Here is an 18,775-nt window from a genome sequence, read left to right on the forward strand (position 1 = left end):
AGTAATAGGTTTACAATGTGCTGCTTCAAAAGTGAACATTCATTTAGATGCACTTTTTTTATTGGTATAAACAATAGATGAACAATATGTTATTTCGGTTAACTTCAGCTGTTAAATTTCGAATTCGCTCTTTTCACAGTAATAAGATTGAATGAACTTTTTCAAAGTGAACTTTTTATCATCTTCTAAACCGAGATTATGAAAGGCGCCAAGGTGTATTGCTTTCCCTATTATGTAGTTTATATCTAAACTCGTAGGATAGTCAAAATTATTTCTTGATATATCAGGAACAAATTTTCTGGAATTTAAGTTCACCATAATCATTTCAATATCGAATATTTTAGCTTGTGTTGGCGCTTCATATCTAAAGTTGTTAATTAGTACATTTCGAACGTACAATTCTTTTCGTTTTTCCTCATATCTCCTGTAATAAAAGGTATTTTTGGATAATATCACGGACTGAAAAGGCAAATAGAGTTCATTAGTTTTTCCCTCAAATAAATTGACTTTTTCATATGTTGCATAAGTTTTGCAATTATTGGAGTGACCTAACTCAATTAAATTTTCGTATCCTAAATTATCATACAAATAATCGCCTATATTGGCAAATTCAAAATCTTTAAAATCTAAATCTAAGTTATTGGGTACAATTACCGAAATCCATTCCAAATCCCTTTCCAGCTTATCAATAGTGTCTTCCAAATCATTATATTTTAAAATACTTAGGAAGTCATTTTCCATAGCAGTTCTGACAATTGGAATGTTGTAATATTTCAGCTCACTATTAATTATAAAATTATCGATATCTATTGCTGATGTATCTTGCACGATTTTGATTCCGTCACAGGAATATTGAAATAAAGTTCCTTTAAAATCAATATGATTGATACTAGAAACATAATCGCTTTTCTTTTTAATAAGTGCATATCCCTCAATATCTTTTAAATAATTGCTTAAATCAATTTTGATCAAGCCATCAGGTACTGTTACTGTCTTTAAATTATTTGAAATTAAAATGGGAACATTTGAATTGTCATAGAGTTCTACCTGAATATCGTCAGTAAGGAAATATTTATTCATAAAAGCAACAACCTTAGCAGAATTATTTTCAAAAACATTAATAAAATTTTTGTAATTTAGAATAATTTCGGTTCCGTCAAGTGAATGATCTTCTGCTTTCGTTAAAGATGTATACTCGTTATTCTTTTCGAGATTTATTAAGTATCTGTCAGAAGATTTGTAATATCTTGTTATTACTTTTACCTCGTCCGAAAGCATGAAACAGGAAAGAAAACCAATTCCGAAATTTCCGATGGGCTTATAGGCCAGATCCCTTAACTTGAAATCTTTCGAAGTATAATAGGACACGCCTATGTTTAGGAAATGCTTTTTGATGATTTCCAGAGACATTCCCGTACCATTATCCTTAATAGTAACTTCATTTTGTGCTTCGTTGATGATAATCTTGATTTTTGGCACATACTTTTCTGCACCGATCTGCAGATTTTCATTTACGATTTCCTGTCTTATTTTGCAGGAATCTATAGAGTTCTGTATGAGTTCGCGCAAGCCTAAAGATTTGTCTCCATATATTTTTTCTCCCATCAAAAGCGCACTGATGGCCTTATAATCAAGTTTCATTTTGTAATCTGAAAAGGTGTAGCCTATGGTCTGTATTTGGACCTCTGGGGTGGTGTCATAGAGCAGATTATATTGGGAAGACATCGTATTGGCTAACTGCGTACAGTTTGTGATCTCATAGGCGACCCAGTCAATATAGGTCAATATTTTTCGATGGGTATGTGGACTTTCGCACTGACCCGTAAAGTAAATTGTTTTAAGACCGGTTTTTGAGTCTTTTTTTATTTTTTGATTATTTGAAATAATGAAATGCTGGTCCCATTCCTCTTTGCTGATCCCGGTTGGAGAAATCAATTGGTAAAGATTAAAAGGAGTTCTATTTGAATCGATATCCAAAATGTCGGCCAGCCGAAGCACGCAGGCTAGAAACTGCGAATTAAATCTGTAGTCTCCTTTCAACTCATTTACTGTCAAATTACTTGTTATCCAGTCAAATCCTTTAGTATGGCTTTCGCAGATTAACGCGAGTTCTTTTGTGAAATTAAGCGATAATCTGGGAATGTCAAATTTACCCTTTAACTCTTCCTGTATATATTTGGCAGAAAGTGAGGAATGAAACATTCTCACATATTCTTGCAATGCCAACTCTTCATCTTCAATAGTTTTAACTACCGCGGAATATTTTATTTCAAAATAGGGAAAATCATCATTTTTGATCAATTTTATATCCTCTTCACTTACCGCCATTCCGACATCATGAAGTAGGGCCGACAATATTAATATGGCAATTTCTAATTCATCCAGTTGGTCGATGTCTTCAACAATACTGGCCATGTTTTTTATGATCCTGAGCGAATGACCTATATTGTGCAGTGTATAATTGGGAAAAACATGCGGGATTCTTTGCTCCAGTACATTTTTTACTTTTTCGTAGACTTCTTTTATGTGGGGAAGAAATTCACTTTTTCTACTCTGAAGTAGCTTTACAAGTTCTAAATCGTCGATACCGATTTCTCTGTCTATTGTTACGCTCATTTTTTAATAATTTGCCTAGTTTATTATTTCTGTTTAACGGCGGTTAAATATCGCACTTATTTTATCTTGATTTTTACGGATTTCCGTAATGGATCAAGATAATTTCAAAAATATATAATAAATAATTTAGTCAGCCCCGTATTTATACTTGTTCGCCATCAGCGATTTTTAACCTTCAGGAATTTTGCAGTAGTACAATTAGGAACTTAGGCTGCGGCGAGGCTCGCCGCTCAATTTTTTTTTATTTTTATATTTTAACTGAGATTAGTTTTATCCGCAAAAAAGTCATATTTGAGAATAGCCGTTTTGAAAGTATTCGGATCACTAGAAAAATGTGCTGCTTAAAAGATAAGCGACTGTTTAGGAAAGTCTTTCCTTAAAGAATATCAAGGATTATAATTAGATTTTTTTGTACCTTATTTGTACCATTGGTTTGTAAAGTATTGATTTATATAGGTTGTTAATTTTGAAGAAGTAAAATAAGTACTGATTAAAATCAGTCAATAATAAGTGCTAAGCCGCTGTAAACTAATGTTTATAGCGGTTTTTCTTTTTTTATTATTTTTTATTCTTCTATTGAGGAATCTAAGAAATAAATTCATCCTGACTCAAAAGGAGCAGTCTAAAGCCGAGACTGCCCCTTTTTTGTAAATATTTCTTAACTGCATAAAATGCATTACAAAATTATTTTATATGCATTTTAGAAAAACAAATATTATTTAAAAATCATTGTGTCAGCTAAAAAGGCGACTTCCCCTGTTGTAATATCATGAGTTCCGCCTACGATTCCTATCTCTCCCTTTTCAATCATTTCTTTTAAGATAGGACTTCTTTCCATAATGGATTTCACGGTGCGTTTCACATTGATTACCGATACGTTTTCTACAAAATCAGGATTTCCAGAATTGCGATTTTCTTTTGTCTGGGTTTCATCATCAACCGCTGGTCTTATTTTTGTAAGCAGTGCGGTTAAATTCCCCATTTCAACGTGGTCGCAGGCACCTTTTACTGCCCCGCATTTTGTGTGGCCCAATACAACAATGATTTTTGACCCAGCGACTTTGCAGCCAAATTCCATGCTGCCTAAAATGTCTTCATTGATGATATTTCCGGCAATACGCACACTGAAAATATCCCCAAGACCCTGGTCAAAAATTAGTTCCGCCGAAGTTCTGCTGTCAATACAGCTCAGGATTACGGCAAAAGGATGCTGGCCGTCTGAAGTTTCATTAGCCTGCTGCAGAAGATTACGGTTTATTTTCAGGTTGCTTACAAACCTTTGGTTTCCTTCTTTTAGTAACTCTAAGGCTTTTGAAGGAGTAATTGCGGCCTGCATTTCTTTAGTTAACGTTTTCATTTTTGGTTGATTTAAGTTATGATAAATAAAATTTTTCCGGTTAGGGGCTGAGGAATATCTTTTTCTTTCAACAGGTCCTTGATATTTATTTCAATAGTTCTTGCGATAGCAGTTACCGCAGTATCCGTTGGGCGGTTTCTAAATGGATCCTGAAGGTGTAAGAGACTGGTATTTTAGTATTTATCAGCATAAAATTGTTTATAATGATTTGGTTTAAAAATAACAAAACTATTTCAAATGATAGTAATACTATCTCAAATAATTGTTAAATAATTTCATGAAATATAGATACTATCAAGTAATAAATCTTTATTACATTTGCTAAAACAGTTATTAATATGGAATTTCAGGTAAAATTTGATATAAACGAAAAGATTTTCTTAAGAAATCCCGAAAACAGTGAGGTTGGGAGATTAATGGTAAAAAAGGCTATTGACCTTATTTACGAGCTGGGTTTTGAACAGTTTACTTTCAAAAAGCTGGCTATGGAAATCAATAGCACAGAGGCAACTATTTACAGGTACTTTGAAAACAAACACAGACTTCTGCTTTACATCCTTAATTGGTATTGGTCATATATGGAATTTTTAGTGACATTTAAACTGGAAAACGTCACAGATAAAAAGGAAAGATTAAAAATAATTGTAAATCTTTTGACTCAGGAACCCACAGAAAGTACCAATCAATTTGACTACAACAAAAAGTTGCTTAATCAAATCGTAATTGCAGAAAGTAGTAAAGTATATTTGGTAAAAGAAGTTGCAGAAATCAATAAGAATGAGGTGTTTAAACCTTATAAAGATCTCTGTGGAAAAATAGCTGAGGTAATTTCTGAATATAACCCAAAATATAAATACCCACGCTCTTTAAGTACAACGCTGATTGAAACTTCGCATCATCAGCAATATTTTAGTATTAATTTACCTAAACTTACCGATGTGTCATCAAAAAAAGAATTGGATTTTACCAGCCATTTTATTCAAGATTTTTTGTTTAAAATTTTAGATTAGGGATTTTAAAGCATTTTATATAACACAAAACCGGATTTGACAAAACAGATCCGGTTTTTTTATCACTAAATTTTATGAAAGAACGTGAATTATTGTTTTACTAAAAAGTATTGATTTTATAAAGTGTTTTTTTTTTGAATTGCTAACAATATCTTCATATCAAACTGACAATTGTCATTTCTTATCCCGATTCTTTTTCGTAATATTACTATTGTAAAATTTCATGAATGAGAAAGATAAAATACAAACAGGGACGAAAGCTGCAACATATCACTTTAGAGTATACTGGGACTCACAAAGATCATGAAACAGAGATGCAACTTTTTGTATATGACGATTCAGATATTATTGAATATGAAAAGTTTACCGTTTTAGCCCTAAATTCCTGCTTTGATTATACTAAAAATAACTGGCTCAATATTCATGGATTAAACGATATTGATCTTATTAAAACAATCGGCGATCATTTTCAATTTGATGATTTTTTAATCGCCGATATTTTAAACACTACCAAAAGAACCAAACTCGAGGAACAGCAGGACATTTTATTTTTTAACATTAAATCACTTTTACCTTCAGAATATTCAGACGGACTTAAAGTAGAACAGCTCAGTTTTATTTTAAAGGACGGAATACTCATTTCGTTTCAGGAAAAACGAAGCGACTTCTTTACACATATCCGGGAACGTATTCGCACGCATGCTGGAATTGTAAGAACCAAAAAGGTAGATTATCTGCTTTATTTGTTGTTGGATGCCGTAATGGAAAATTTTTATATTACGATAGAAGATGAAGAGAATAATATCGAGGAATTAATAAATTTAACTAAAAAAGGGGCAGATCCGGTTATTTTAGAGAAAATCGAAAACCATCGTGATAATTTTAATTTTTTGAAACGCTCTATTTTACCGCTTCGGGATTCTTTGTATTATCTGAAAACAATTAAAGATGATGATGAAACGAATGGTCTTATTCAAAAAGAGACTTTTAATTTCTTTGTCAGACTGCATCAAAAAAGCCTTGAACTTTTGGAACAGATAGAATCAGATATGAGCTCTTTGGAAAGCGCCTCAAATTTTTATTTTTCGGAACAAAGCCGTAAAATGAATGAAATCATGAAAACCCTCACCATCATTTCGGCAGTTTTTATTCCGCTTACTTTTATTGTTGGAGTATATGGGATGAACTTTGATAATATGCCCGAATTACATGCCCAAAACGGTTACTTTATTGTCATGGGAATTATGTTTTTACTAGTTATCGCCCTGATTATCTATTTTAAGAAAAGACATTGGTTTTAAAGATTCACTATTAAAATAATTCGAATACATTAGATTCAAAATATAAATTATGAGTAAAGCGATATACATTGCCACAAGCGACCAGAACAGCGGAAAATCAATCATAACACTCGGTCTGATGAGTATTTTAATTGGAAAAACCGCTAAAGTGGGTTATTTCAGACCAATTATTGAAGATTTTGTTGATGGAGAGCAGGACAATCACATTGAAACCGTCCTTTCACATTTTAATCTTGATATCAAATTTGATGATGCATATGCCATTACCAAAAGCAAACTGATCAAGAAAAAGAATAAAGGTAAAATTGGAGAAGTCCTGGATCTGATCATTGAAAAATATAAAAAACTCGAAGAACGTTTTGACTTTGTTTTGGTCGAGGGAACCAGTTTTACTGGTGAAGGAACTTCAATAGAATTAGATCTGAATGTTTTAATTGCTAAGAACCTTGGAATTCCTACGATTATAATTGGCTCGGGAGTTGGTAAAACATTAGAGGAATTACTAGATAGTTTATATCTGGTTTATGATTCTTTTAAAGTAAAAGAAGTTGAGGTTTTATCAGTTTTTGCTAATAAAGTTCAGCCTGAAAATATTGAACTGGTTACCAAGAGTCTCCAGAAAACACTCCCATCGAACGTGCTGATCAATACGATTCCGTTGATTTCAAGTTTGAACAATCCAACAATGCAGGAAATTGTCAATGAGCTGGATGCGAAGGTTTTATTTGGAGAAAATTATCTTAATAACGAGATTGGTCATTTTAGCGTTGGTGCTATGCAATTGCATAATTATCTTGTTCATCTGCATGACAATGCCCTTGTTATTACGCCAGGAGATCGTTCTGATATTATTTTGGGTGCGCTGCAGGCCAATGAATCAGCAAATTACCCTACTATTTCGGGGATTATCCTTACCGGAAACATCCTTCCGGAAGAAAGTATTTTAAAATTAATTGAAGGACTTTCTGCAATCGTTCCTATTATTGCGGTTGATGGCGGAACGTATCATATTACAAATAAAATCGGTGCGATTCGTTCTGAAATTTATGCCAACAACACACATAAAATTGAGACCTCAATTACAACATTCGAAAAATATGTTGACAATGATGCTTTATCCGAAAGATTAATCACTTTTGTGCCTGAAGGAATGACGCCAAAAATGTTTCAGTACAATATGGTTAAAAGAGCGAAACAGCATCGTAAACACATTGTACTTCCGGAAGGGAATGATGACAGGATTATTATTGCCGCTTCAAGATTATTGGATATGGATGTTGTTGATATTTCAATCATCGGAGATAAAAAACAAATTGAAAACAAAGTAACAGAACTAGGTTTAACGTTTGATTTTTCGAAAGTAGAGATCATAAATCCAATAGAATCTGAGTTTTATGAAGAGTATGCCAATACGTATTATGAGCTTAGAAAAGCCAAAAATGTGAGTATCACAATGGCAAGGGACTTAATGGAAGATGTTTCGTATTTTGGAACGATGATGGTGTACAAAGGTCACGCTGACGGAATGGTTTCAGGAGCGGCACATACAACACAGCATACTATTTTACCGGCATTGCAATTCATTAAAACGAAACCAAATTCATCTGTAGTTTCATCAGTATTTTTTATGTGTCTGGAAGACAGGGTTTCAGTTTTTGGAGATTGTGCCATCAATCCTAATCCAACCGCTGAACAATTGGCAGAAATAGCAATTTCATCAGCAGATTCAAGTTCAGCTTTCGGAATTGAACCCAAAATTGCGATGCTTTCCTATTCTTCCGGTTCATCAGGAAAAGGCGATGAGGTAGAAAAAGTCCGTACTGCAACAGAAATTGTAAAACAAAAACGTCCTGATTTAAAAATTGAAGGACCAATTCAGTATGACGCTGCTGTGGATCGTGCAGTAGGAAAAAGCAAAATGCCGGACTCTGAGGTAGCAGGACAGGCGAGTGTACTTATTTTTCCTGATTTAAATACTGGGAATAATACGTATAAAGCGGTTCAGAGAGAAACCGGGGCTTTGGCTATTGGTCCAATGCTTCAGGGATTAAATAAACCTGTAAACGATTTGAGCCGTGGCTGTACTGTTGATGATATTATAAATACAGTGGTTATTACGGCAATTCAGGCGCAGGGATTGTAATTTTAAGTTAAAAGGTAGAAGTAAAATGTTATACGTTTTTTACGTTTTGCAATAATAGATATAGAATCAAAAAAAATGAAAATATTAATAATAAACTCAGGAAGTTCATCAATTAAATATCAGTTAATGGTTATGCCGGAAAACGAAGTAATTTGTTCAGGGATGATTGACAGGATTGGACTTGAAACTTCAAATATCACTTTTAAAACTGCTGAAAATTCAATAGAAGAAATAGTATCGATTCCAACACACAAAGTCGGTCTTCAGAAAGTAGCTGAAATGCTGTTGGATACTGAAAAAGGAGTGATTAAATCGACTTCAGAAATTGCTGCCGTTGGACATCGTGTTGTACATGGAGGAAGTTATTTTTCGGATACAACTATTATAACTGATGAGGTGAAAGAAAAAATAAAAGAACTTTCTGAATTGGCACCTCTGCACAATCCAGCACATTTGGTTGGAATAAATGTTGCTGAAGAAATCTTTTCAGAAGCCAGTCAGGTAGCTGTTTTTGATACAGCTTTTCATCAGACGATTCCGGTTGAGGCTTATAAATATGCAATTCCGAATTATCTTTTGACAGAGAATAAAGTACGTGTTTATGGTTTTCACGGCACAAGCCACAAGTATGTTTCTGAAAAAGCTATCGACTATTTAGAGAGCAATTCCAAAATAATTACCATTCATTTAGGCAATGGCTGTAGTATGGCTGCGATAAAAGATGGAAAAAGTATCGATACTACAATGGGTTTTTCACCAGCCAATGGTTTGATAATGGGAACCCGTGCCGGAGATATTGATCAGTCGGTTATTTTTTATCTGATAAAAAACCTAGGCTACACAGCTGATGAAGTGAATGCCATTTTATTAAAACAAAGCGGAATGCTTGGACTGACGGGTTACAGTGATTTGCGTGATATTGAATCAGAAGCTGAAAAAGCAAATAAAGACTGCCAATTGGCTTTATTAATGAATGCATATCGAATTAAAAAAACAATCGGGGCTTACACAGCAGCATTAAATGGTTTAGATGCCATTGCTTTTACAGCCGGAATTGGCGAGAATTCTTCGTATATGCGAAAACTGGTTTGTGCTGATATGGATTATTTCGGAATTGAAATCGACGACGAAAAAAATCAAATCCGTTCCAGGGAAATAAGGGAAATCAATAAAGCTAATTCAAGAGCAAAGGTTTTGGTAGTTCCTACAGATGAGGAGTTTGAAATTGCTAGTCAGGTATATCATTTACTACAGAATTAGTTAGGATTTTAAAATGACAAATTTTATAATAGTATTGTAAAAATTAAATATATGAGCTCCTCTACAGGGAGCTTTTTTATGCTCAAAATTTAAATATTTGTGAGTATATTTGAGGTTAAATCTGAATATTTTGAAATCGATACTCTTAAAATTACTGTTCTTCTTTTTCATTACCGCTCAAATTCAATCGCAAGAATTACTTCCATTCGTAGAAAATTATACTAAATCCAATTATCAGGGTGACAATCAGATCTGGAATGTCGTTCAGGGGAAAGATAACGCTATGTATTTTGCCAATAATCATTATTTATTGCGATATGATGGCGTTATATGGGAGAAATATACGCTGCCAAATAAAACAATCATTCGTTCTATTATGGTTGAGGGTGATAGAATTTACTCCGGTTCTTATAAAGAATTTGGATATTGGTTAAGAAAAGAAGGTAAGATGCGTTATGTTTCGATTACCAAAAATCTGCGTTTATTCGATGAAAAGGATAATGAAGAAATCTGGAAAATTTTCAAATTTAACGGTTCGATATATTTTCAATCTTTCAACGATGTTTTTATTTATAATGGAAAACAGATCAGAAAAATCAGATTCCCATTTTTGATTTCTTACTGTTTTGTAGTTGATAAGAATCTGTATGTGGCTTCGGTAGAAAAAGGTGTTTTTAAAATGGACGACATCAAAATTGCCAATCCGAAAGGGTGGGGTGCTCTTAAGAATTGTGTTGTTCATGCAATGGAAAAATATCATAACAAGACCTATGTTTTTACTCAGAAAAAAGGAATTTTTATTCTTGAAAACGGAGTTTTAAAGCCCTGGAATAATTCATTTAATGAAGTTTTAAAAGCGGCCACAATTAACGTAGCCAAGTTTATAAAAAATGACAAATTAGTTTTGGGTACAGGCAACAAAGGTGTTTTTATCTATGATTTTAAAACTGACAGCTACAAAAATATTGATCGGAACAATGTATTGATGAATAATTCTGTCTTAAGCATTGGATTTGATAAGGAAAATGATCTATGGCTAGGTCTGGATAATGGTATAGCACACGTTGAAGTAAATTCTCCAGTATCCATTTTTTATGACAATTCTGGAATTTTAGGTTCGGTATATTCCGTTGCAACTACCAATAAAGGCTATTTAATAGCTTCTAATCATGGTGTTTTTGAATTTGATTCCGGTAAATTTAAAATGATCCCAAACACTCAGGGACAGGCATGGAATATTACTAAAAATGACAATAAATATATCATAGGCCATAATGACGGAACTTTTTGTTATGAAAACGGTTCTTTAGTTAAAACAAATAATGTAAGCGGTGGCTGGAATTTATCGAAAAGCAGCATTAATAATACCTGTTTTCAATCGACTTATAGTGGGATTCTGGCATACGATGATATTTCAAAACTGAATGAATACAAAAAAATTGATGGTATTTCGAAACCAATAAAATATGTGGCCCAAAATAAAAAAAATGAAATTTTTGCTGCTGATAATTACCGGGGTTTATATCGTGTTTTGTATAGCGATAAGTACCAGACCCGGAAGGTTGAAAATATTACACAAAAGAGTACCATAGAAAATGATTTTGGGGTAAAAATTTTTGAATTTAGAAACGAGATTCTTTTTCTGATCAATAATTTATGGTATACCTACAATTCGATTACCAATAAGCTTGAGGAAAATGAATTGTTTAATGACAATTTTAAAAATATTTCAGATGTTGTAGCAATCGATGAAAATCATTTTATGGTCCTTCAGGATGGGATTTTATATCATATTTATGCTTCCGGAAATAAATTTGTGTGGAATATCATTCAGGAAAAATATTATAAAGGAAAGCTGATTAATGACAATTTGAGAATTTTCAAGACTCAAAACCATTATTTGCTTAATCTTGATGACGGATTTATTTCCCTTCAGCTGAAATATGAAAATAAGCAAAATACAGATGTTAAAATTGAAGCTTTTAATAACGGAATGCTGCTTTCAAATGATTCTAAAATTAAATACAATACCGAATTAAAAATTAATGTGATATCTGGAATTTATGGCGCCAGTAAACCTAATTTGTTTTATAAAATCAACAACAGTAAAGATTTTATACCTATTTCTGATGGATCAATTTTACTTAATAATTTAAGTAGCGGTAATCATTCTGTTAGCGTTTACAAGCACGATGGGGCTAATTATGATATGGTTTGTAATTTTGATTTTAAAGTGGCCCAACCTTGGTATTTTTCGGTTTGGATGATTTTGCTGTACCTGTTATTGGTAGGAGCAGTTTTGTTTTTTTATTACAAATGGAATAAATTTCGTTACATGCAAAAATTGGAATTGCAGGCAGAAGAGCAAAGACATCAAAGGAAAATTCTCGAAATGCAATTAAAAGCAGAAAACGAACTGAATATTCAGGAATACGAGAAACATATCCTCGAACTTGAACTTCAGACCAAATCATCTGAAGTAGCTGGGAAATCATTGTCAATAGCCAAACAAAGTGAAATGATTGATAAAATTCAGAACATTCTTGATTCAGAAAAAGATTTCAATAAACTGAAGAGTGAGATTAAAAAAGCGATTAAGATTAATGAAGTCAATAAACACGAATGGGAAACCTTTGAAACGAATCTGAATCAAATCCACAATGAGTTTATTATAAATCTCTCTAAAAAATATCCGCATTTAACTCCAAAGGATATTAAACTGTGTGTTTACCTAAAAATGAACCTTTCATCAAAGGAAATTGCTCCTATGATGAATATCTCTTTTAGAGGGGTAGAATTACACAGATATCGACTAAGAAAGAAATTAAACCTCGCTCAGGACGAAAACCTATCAAAGTTTTTATTAACTCTGTAAGATTTAGTTTTGTTTTTTACAAAGTTTATATTTTTTCATATCAAATTTTGCATAATTACAATACATCATTACTACATCATAGCTCTTTGTTAGAAGATTTTATTTAATATTTAATTTATTGATAATTATTGTTTTATGAATGTTTTTTAACACATTGATGTAGCTGTGTTGTAGTGGTGTTTGATGTACTACAACGTTGTAATTGCTTAATTTGGCTCTACTAACTTAAACGATTACAAATTGTATGAAAAATTTTATTTTTAGCTTATTTGTGCTCTTATTGCTTCCAGCTTATATGTCTGGGCAGGCACAAGCGATTAAAGGAAAAGTAGTAGACAGCAGCGGAATGGGAATTCCAGGAGCAATTATAGCTTCATCTGATGCCAGAGCTACTGCCGACGCAGATTTCGACGGAAATTTTACAATTAATGCAAAACCTGGTGACATTTTAAAAGTTTCTATGCTGGGCTTTGATTCTGTGTCTGTACCGGCAACTGCTGCACCCATGACTATTACTTTAAAAGAAGCAGGCGACACTGCTCTAAAAGAAGTTGTAGTAATTGGATATGGTACCAGAAAGAAAATTGATAATACGTCTGCAATTACTTCATTAAAAGCAGAAGATGTTACGAGAACAAAGGTATTAAATGCCTCTCAGGCCATTCAGGGGAAAGCTGCAGGGGTTCAGGTAACTTCTTCAGATGCACCGGGAAGTACACCCTCTGTAGTTATTAGAGGTTTGGGTACTGCATTAGGAGGAAGAAATCCTTTGTATATTGTTGATGGAATGCCAACAGAAAACATCAATAATATCAATACAAATGATATTACTTCTTATGAAATTCTAAAAGATGCTTCGTCTCTTGCTATTTATGGTACAAGAGCTGCAAATGGGGTTATCATTATTACTACCAAAAAAGGTAAAGGAGATAAAGTTTCTGTAGAAATAGAAAGTTTTGGAGGTATTAGAACGCCGCTTAAAAAAGTTAAGATGGCAGATGCTAATCAATATGCAAGCTATTCTAACGCCTCTTTAGGGACAAACAGATTCTCTACAAATCAGCCTGTTAATACAGATTGGTTTGATGAAATTACAAGAACGGGTACATACACTCAAAACAATATTTCTGTTTCTGGTGCTTCAGAAAGTGTTAAATACTTTTTTAGTGCAGGTAACTATCAGGAAAAAGCAGTTCTTAATGGCTTAGATTACAGCCGTACAAATTTTAGAAATAATAATGAGTTTAAAATTTCTAAAAAAATTACTTTAAATCAGAACTTTAGCTTTACATCGGCAAATTCTACTCCAAAGCCTTTAAGCGCATTTACAAATGCTTACAAACAGTCATCAATTGTTCCGGTACGTTTTGCAAATGGTCAATATGGCGCACCTTTTGCAGATGCAAGCGGAGTGGCAAGCCCAACAGGTACTTCATTCAATAATGTTGGAAATCCTGTATCACAATTAGATTTTTACAATGAAGAACAAAGAAGTATTACCCTTCAGGGTGGTTTGAAACTGGATTATGAAATTTTAAATGGACTAAAGTTTACTTCACAATTTAATGGTGAATACTACACCTGGAAAAATTATAATTTCGAGGATACTAAAAATGTTTGGTTAGCGGCTAATCCAACCCGTAAAGATGCCGACTATTCAAGTACTGATCCTATCAATTTATTAACTAGAGGCAGAGAACAATATTTTAACTGGAACCTGTCTAACTATTTTACTTATAATAAAGTATTCGCTAATGTTCACGATGTAGAATTAACAGCAGGTATTGAAACTTCTGTAAAAGGGCCAAGAGAAAAATTAGTAATCACCAGAAAAAATGTGAGTCCTGATTCTAACTATTGGTCTTTATATAATGCAACAGATGCAGAAGGTGTAGATTACTCTGGTACTGTTACAAATTTACAGGATATTGTTTTCAATGAAAGTAAATTAGCATCTTATTTTGGACGTTTCCAATACAAATTAATGGACAGATACTTGGTAACTGGAACTATTAGACGTGACGGATCTTCAAATTTTGCAAAAGATTACCGTTGGGGGACTTTCCCATCTGTAGGTCTTGGATGGATCATGACTAAAGAAAGCTTTCTGACAGATATTAAAGGAGTTGACTTAATCAAATTAAGAGGTAGCTGGGGTAAATTGGGTAACCAAAATGTACCATTAAACAGTCAAAGTTATAATTCGGGTTTAAATAGTTATTTAGGAGGTTCAATTTTATATGAAGGATCAAGCATAACTTCTCAAATTGACCCTTCTTTGACATGGGAAATTACTGAAGAGGCTTCTGCAGGTGTAGATTTCGAATTTTTAGGCAACAGATTAAAAGGATCTTTCGATGTTTATGACAAAAATACAGATAACGTAATTTTATATGTAAAACCTTATCCAACTTCTGGAATTACTACGGCTTCTCCTTCTCATGTTGGTGAAGTTTCAAACAAAGGTTTTGAAATTGCTTTACGTTGGGATGATAAAATTAATGACAATTTAAGCTACTGGGTTGGTGGTAACTTCTCTCACAACAAAAATGAGCTTACAAGCTTAAAAGATGTTTCATTATCTCAGGTAATTGGAGGTAATTTAGGAAATGGTCAGGATACTAAATTGTTGTACAATAATTCAGTAGGTCAGCCATTAGGTAGTTTTTATCTTTACGAATATGCAGGTGTAGATCCGTCAAATGGTAATATGCTTTATTATAATGCTTCTGGTGCTAAAGTAACTCAGGATGCATTATCTGCAACAGCTGATAAAAAATATGTAGGCTCAATTTTGCCAACATCTAACTATGGAGTTTCTTTAGGATTGGTTTACAAAAACATTGATTTTTCAGTTGACGGATATGGAACTGGCGGAGCAAAAGTATATAATGGTAAAAAAGCACAGCGTTTTGGAGGTGAGAATATCGAAGCTTCTATGACAGGCGATTACTGGACTCCAACAAATACAACATCTTCAAATCCAAAACCATTTAATACTGTTCCAGTTGCTTCGACTTATTATATGGAATCTGCTGATTTCTTTAGAATTAACAACATTACAATAGGATATAAACTTCCGCTTAAAGAAGGTTTATTTATGAATTCTTGCAGAATTTATTTTAATGCAATAAATCCATTTATTACCCAAAAATTCTCAGGTTTCTCTCCTGAATTGAATGGAGATGGTAATCCTTATGGAACACAAGGTGTTGAATTGGATGCATACCCAACATTAAGATCATTTGTAATTGGTGCTAATTTAAAATTTTAATATTATGAAAAAGATATATATATCAATCTTTGTATTGGCAGCATTCACTTTTACAGGTTGTGCTGATGATTACTTAGATGTTAAACAAACAGAAACAGTTTCGGTAGATGATATCGAGTTGTTTAATAATGACAATGGAGCAAAAACATTTGTAACTTCTATTTACAGTAAGTTTTTAGACTGGGATATGAGCTCATTTGGGTGGATTGGATTAGCCAGTATTACATCTGATGATGCTGACAAAGGATCGATCCCTAGTGATACAGGTACAGATAAAGATGTTTTAGATGCTTTAACTTATAATGCATCAAATCCATCTGCCGAAAGTACTTTTAATGCAAACTATGACGGAATCAACAGATGTAACCAGGCATTAGCGATTCTTCCTAAATTAGATAAAGCTGATCCTGCATTAAGAGAAAGATTAATGGCTGAGGCAAAATTTTTAAGAGCTTTCATGTACTTTACTTTAGTAAAATGTTACGGAGGTGTGCCAATTGTAGATCACGTTTCCAGTATTCCATTATCAGCAGAAGATAAAGCAATGCAGTTAACTCGTAAAACAGCTGCTGAAGTGTATGCTTTTATTGAAAAAGATTTAACTGAGGCTGCAGCAGTTTTACCAAATAAATCTGAATATGCTGATGCTGAAAAAGCCAGAGCTTCAAAAGGAGCCGCTTATGCTTTATTGGCAAAAGTAAGTTTATATCAGAAAAAATGGCAAGACGTCGTAGACAACTGTAATCTGGTTACCGGCTATAGCATATCTCCAGATTATGCTAAAATGTTCAGATTAGAAGGAGAAAACGATGGAGAATCTATTTTTGAAATAAACGGTAATGGTGCAGTACCAACTCGTGGAATTCAAGGGTATTCTAATACTCAAGGTGTTCGTGATGCATGGGGATGGGGATTTAATCAGCCTTCTCAAAGTTTAGTAGATGCTTATGAAGCAGGAGATGTTAGAAAAGAGGCGACGATTATTTTTAGGGGGACAACCTTATATGACGGAAGAGTAATTCCAGTTGTTAGTGAAAACGATCCTAATCCGAGATACAATTATAAAGCGTATTCTTCTGCATATACAAGCGCATGGGAAACAGATGCTAATATTAAATATTTAAGATATGCTGAAGTTTTATTAATGAAAGCAGAAGCTTTAAACGAACTAGGGCAAACTTCAGAAGCTATTCCTTTGTTGAATCAAATCAGACACAGAGCAGGATTAGGAGATACTCCGGCAACTTCCCAAGATGATGTTAGAAAAGCAATATGGAAAGAAAGAAGAGTTGAATTAGCTTTTGAATTTGACCGATTCTTTGACTTAGTTAGAACTGGTCAGGCAAAAGATGCCTTCGCTGCTGACAAAAGTATTTATTTTCCTAATGGAAGAGTATTTACAGAAGGAAAAAATGAATTATTCCCAATTCCGGCATCATTCATATTACAAGCTGAAGGGATGTCTAAACAAAACCCTGGTTATTAATTAAAATCTTAAAATCACTTCCTTCATATACTGGAGGAAGTGATTATATAACAATTTCAAAATTTTTATAATGATTAGAATTTCAGTTTTATTTTTAGCGTTTACTTTTTTCAGTTGTGGATCGAATCCTTATAAATCAAAAGAAAATGTACAAGAAAATACTTCTGACACTGTTAGGTTAACAGATGAACAGCTTATTGATGCCGTACAAAAACAAACGTTTAAATACTTCTGGGATTACGCAGAACCTAATTCCGGTTTGGCCAGAGAGCGTTACCATCCAGACGGAAATTATCCTGAAAATGATTCGAATATTGTGACCACAGGCGGTTCAGGTTTTGGATTAATGGCTTTGGTTTCGGGTATGGCTCAAGGTTATATTACCAGAGAACAAGGAGTCGAGAGACTGAACAAAATTGCAGATTTTTTAAACAAAGCAGATCGTTTTCATGGGGCATGGCCGCATTGGATTGACGGAAATACAGGAAAAGTAAAACCTTTTGGAACCAAAGATAATGGAGGCGACCTGGTTGAAACTTCATTTTTGGTTGCAGGGATGATTACAGTTCGTGAATATTTTAAAGATGGTTCTGAAACAGAAAAAGCGGTCGCAAAAAAATATGATGCTCTTTGGAAAGGGATTGACTGGCAATGGTACACCAATAATAAAAATGTATTGTATTGGCATTGGTCACCAAATTACGCATGGCAGATGAATTTTCCATTACAAGGATATAATGAGTGTTTAATCACTTATGTAATGGCTGCATCATCACCAACTCATCCAATTGATGCAAAGGCATATCATGAAGGCTGGGCGAGAAGCGGAGGAATCGTTTCATCCAAAACAAAATATAATATTCCTCTAATTTTAAAACATAACGGAGCCGAAGAATTTGGAGGTCCGTTATTCTGGGCACATTATTCGTACTTAGGTCTGGATCCAAATCAATTAAGTGACCAATATGCTAATTATTGGGATTTAAATGCAAATCAGACCAAAATAAATTATGAGTATTGTGTAGAAAACCCTAACAAAATTCAAGGTTATGGACCAAATTATTGGGGATTAACAGCATCCTATTCCAGAAATCCAGACGGTTCTGTTGGTTACAATGCTCATATGCCAAGTAACGATCAGGGGGTTATTTCACCTACAGCAGCAATAAGTTCTATTGTTTATACGCCAAAAGAATCATTGGCTTTGATACGTAATTTATATGAAAATCATAAAAATGAAACTTGGGGAGATGCAGGCTTTTATGATGCTTTGAGTTTAGGAAACAAATGGGTGGCTAAACGCTATTTGGCAATCGATCAGGGTCCAGAAGTTGTAATGATCGAAAATTACCGTACAGGATTATTATGGAAATTGTTTATGAATGCACCGGAAGTAAAACAAGGTTTAACAAAGCTTGGATTCAAATCTGGAAAATACGGAATTTAAAAAACA

The 18,775-nt window shown here is 33.5% G+C and carries 10 protein-coding genes; 8 read left to right on the forward strand and 2 right to left on the reverse strand.

Going from position 1 to position 18,775, the window contains the following annotated elements:
• Window positions 1-111: 111 nt before the first annotated feature.
• Together OZP09_RS21295 and OZP09_RS21300 are read right to left on the reverse strand one after the other, a co-directional pair.
• Window positions 112-2,616, reverse strand: a complete 2,505-nt coding sequence (locus tag OZP09_RS21295; RefSeq protein WP_269235632.1) for an HD domain-containing protein — start codon at window positions 2,614-2,616, stop codon at window positions 112-114.
• Window positions 2,617-3,331: 715 nt separating this feature from the next.
• Entirely contained in the window at window positions 3,332-3,973 is a 642-nt protein-coding gene (locus OZP09_RS21300; protein WP_269235633.1) for a carbonic anhydrase family protein, read from the reverse strand.
• Between the two features lie 338 nt (window positions 3,974-4,311).
• On the opposite strand from OZP09_RS21300, the gene OZP09_RS21305 reads away from it, so the two are divergent.
• The 8 genes from OZP09_RS21305 to OZP09_RS21340 all read left to right on the forward strand — a co-directional run bounded on the left by OZP09_RS21305 (window position 4,312) and on the right by OZP09_RS21340 (window position 18,769).
• The gene (locus OZP09_RS21305) at window positions 4,312-4,983 is read left to right on the forward strand and encodes a TetR/AcrR family transcriptional regulator (protein WP_269235634.1); all 672 of its coding nucleotides are present in this window, start codon (window positions 4,312-4,314) and stop codon (window positions 4,981-4,983) included.
• A gap of 227 nt (window positions 4,984-5,210) precedes the next feature.
• Window positions 5,211-6,284, forward strand: a complete 1,074-nt coding sequence (gene corA, locus OZP09_RS21310; protein WP_281309970.1) for a magnesium/cobalt transporter CorA — start codon at window positions 5,211-5,213, stop codon at window positions 6,282-6,284.
• A gap of 49 nt (window positions 6,285-6,333) precedes the next feature.
• Window positions 6,334-8,427 carry a phosphate acetyltransferase gene (gene pta / locus OZP09_RS21315; RefSeq protein WP_281309971.1) on the forward strand — a complete coding sequence of 698 codons (2,094 nt, stop codon included), beginning with the start codon at window positions 6,334-6,336 and terminating at the stop codon, window positions 8,425-8,427.
• 75 nt (window positions 8,428-8,502) lie between these two features.
• Entirely contained in the window at window positions 8,503-9,687 is a 1,185-nt protein-coding gene (locus OZP09_RS21320; protein ID WP_269235637.1) for an acetate/propionate family kinase, read from the forward strand.
• Window positions 9,688-9,817: 130 nt separating this feature from the next.
• On the forward strand, window positions 9,818-12,562 hold the full coding sequence (locus OZP09_RS21325; protein ID WP_281309972.1) for a helix-turn-helix and ligand-binding sensor domain-containing protein: 2,745 nt from the start codon (window positions 9,818-9,820) through the stop codon (window positions 12,560-12,562).
• A gap of 244 nt (window positions 12,563-12,806) precedes the next feature.
• Window positions 12,807-15,836 (forward strand): SusC/RagA family TonB-linked outer membrane protein, encoded by a 3,030-nt coding sequence (locus tag OZP09_RS21330; RefSeq protein ID WP_281309973.1) that lies wholly within the window; start codon window positions 12,807-12,809, stop codon window positions 15,834-15,836.
• Window positions 15,837-15,840: 4 nt separating this feature from the next.
• Window positions 15,841-17,322, forward strand: coding sequence for a RagB/SusD family nutrient uptake outer membrane protein (locus OZP09_RS21335; RefSeq protein WP_281309974.1), 1,482 nt, complete (start codon window positions 15,841-15,843; stop codon window positions 17,320-17,322).
• Between the two features lie 70 nt (window positions 17,323-17,392).
• Window positions 17,393-18,769, forward strand: coding sequence for a glucoamylase family protein (locus OZP09_RS21340; protein WP_269235641.1), 1,377 nt, complete (start codon window positions 17,393-17,395; stop codon window positions 18,767-18,769).
• Window positions 18,770-18,775: the final 6 nt, after the last annotated feature.

The organism is Flavobacterium flavigenum (genome assembly GCF_027111255.2).
Lineage (GTDB): Bacteria > Bacteroidota > Bacteroidia > Flavobacteriales > Flavobacteriaceae > Flavobacterium > Flavobacterium flavigenum.

Excerpts from the sequence above, each read along its gene's own strand:
- OZP09_RS21330 (WP_281309973.1), top strand. The coding sequence starts at position 12,807 with ATGAAAAATTTTATTTTTAGCTTATTTGTGCTCTTATTGCTTCCAGCT.
- OZP09_RS21335 (WP_281309974.1), top strand. The coding sequence starts at position 15,841 with ATGAAAAAGATATATATATCAATCTTTGTATTGGCAGCATTCACTTTT.
- corA (WP_281309970.1), top strand. The coding sequence starts at position 5,211 with ATGAGAAAGATAAAATACAAACAGGGACGAAAGCTGCAACATATCACT.
- pta (WP_281309971.1), top strand. The coding sequence starts at position 6,334 with ATGAGTAAAGCGATATACATTGCCACAAGCGACCAGAACAGCGGAAAA.
- OZP09_RS21320 (WP_269235637.1), top strand. The coding sequence starts at position 8,503 with ATGAAAATATTAATAATAAACTCAGGAAGTTCATCAATTAAATATCAG.
- OZP09_RS21295 (WP_269235632.1), bottom strand. The coding sequence starts at position 2,616 with ATGAGCGTAACAATAGACAGAGAAATCGGTATCGACGATTTAGAACTT.
- OZP09_RS21305 (WP_269235634.1), top strand. The coding sequence starts at position 4,312 with ATGGAATTTCAGGTAAAATTTGATATAAACGAAAAGATTTTCTTAAGA.
- OZP09_RS21340 (WP_269235641.1), top strand. The coding sequence starts at position 17,393 with ATGATTAGAATTTCAGTTTTATTTTTAGCGTTTACTTTTTTCAGTTGT.
- OZP09_RS21300 (WP_269235633.1), bottom strand. The coding sequence starts at position 3,973 with ATGAAAACGTTAACTAAAGAAATGCAGGCCGCAATTACTCCTTCAAAA.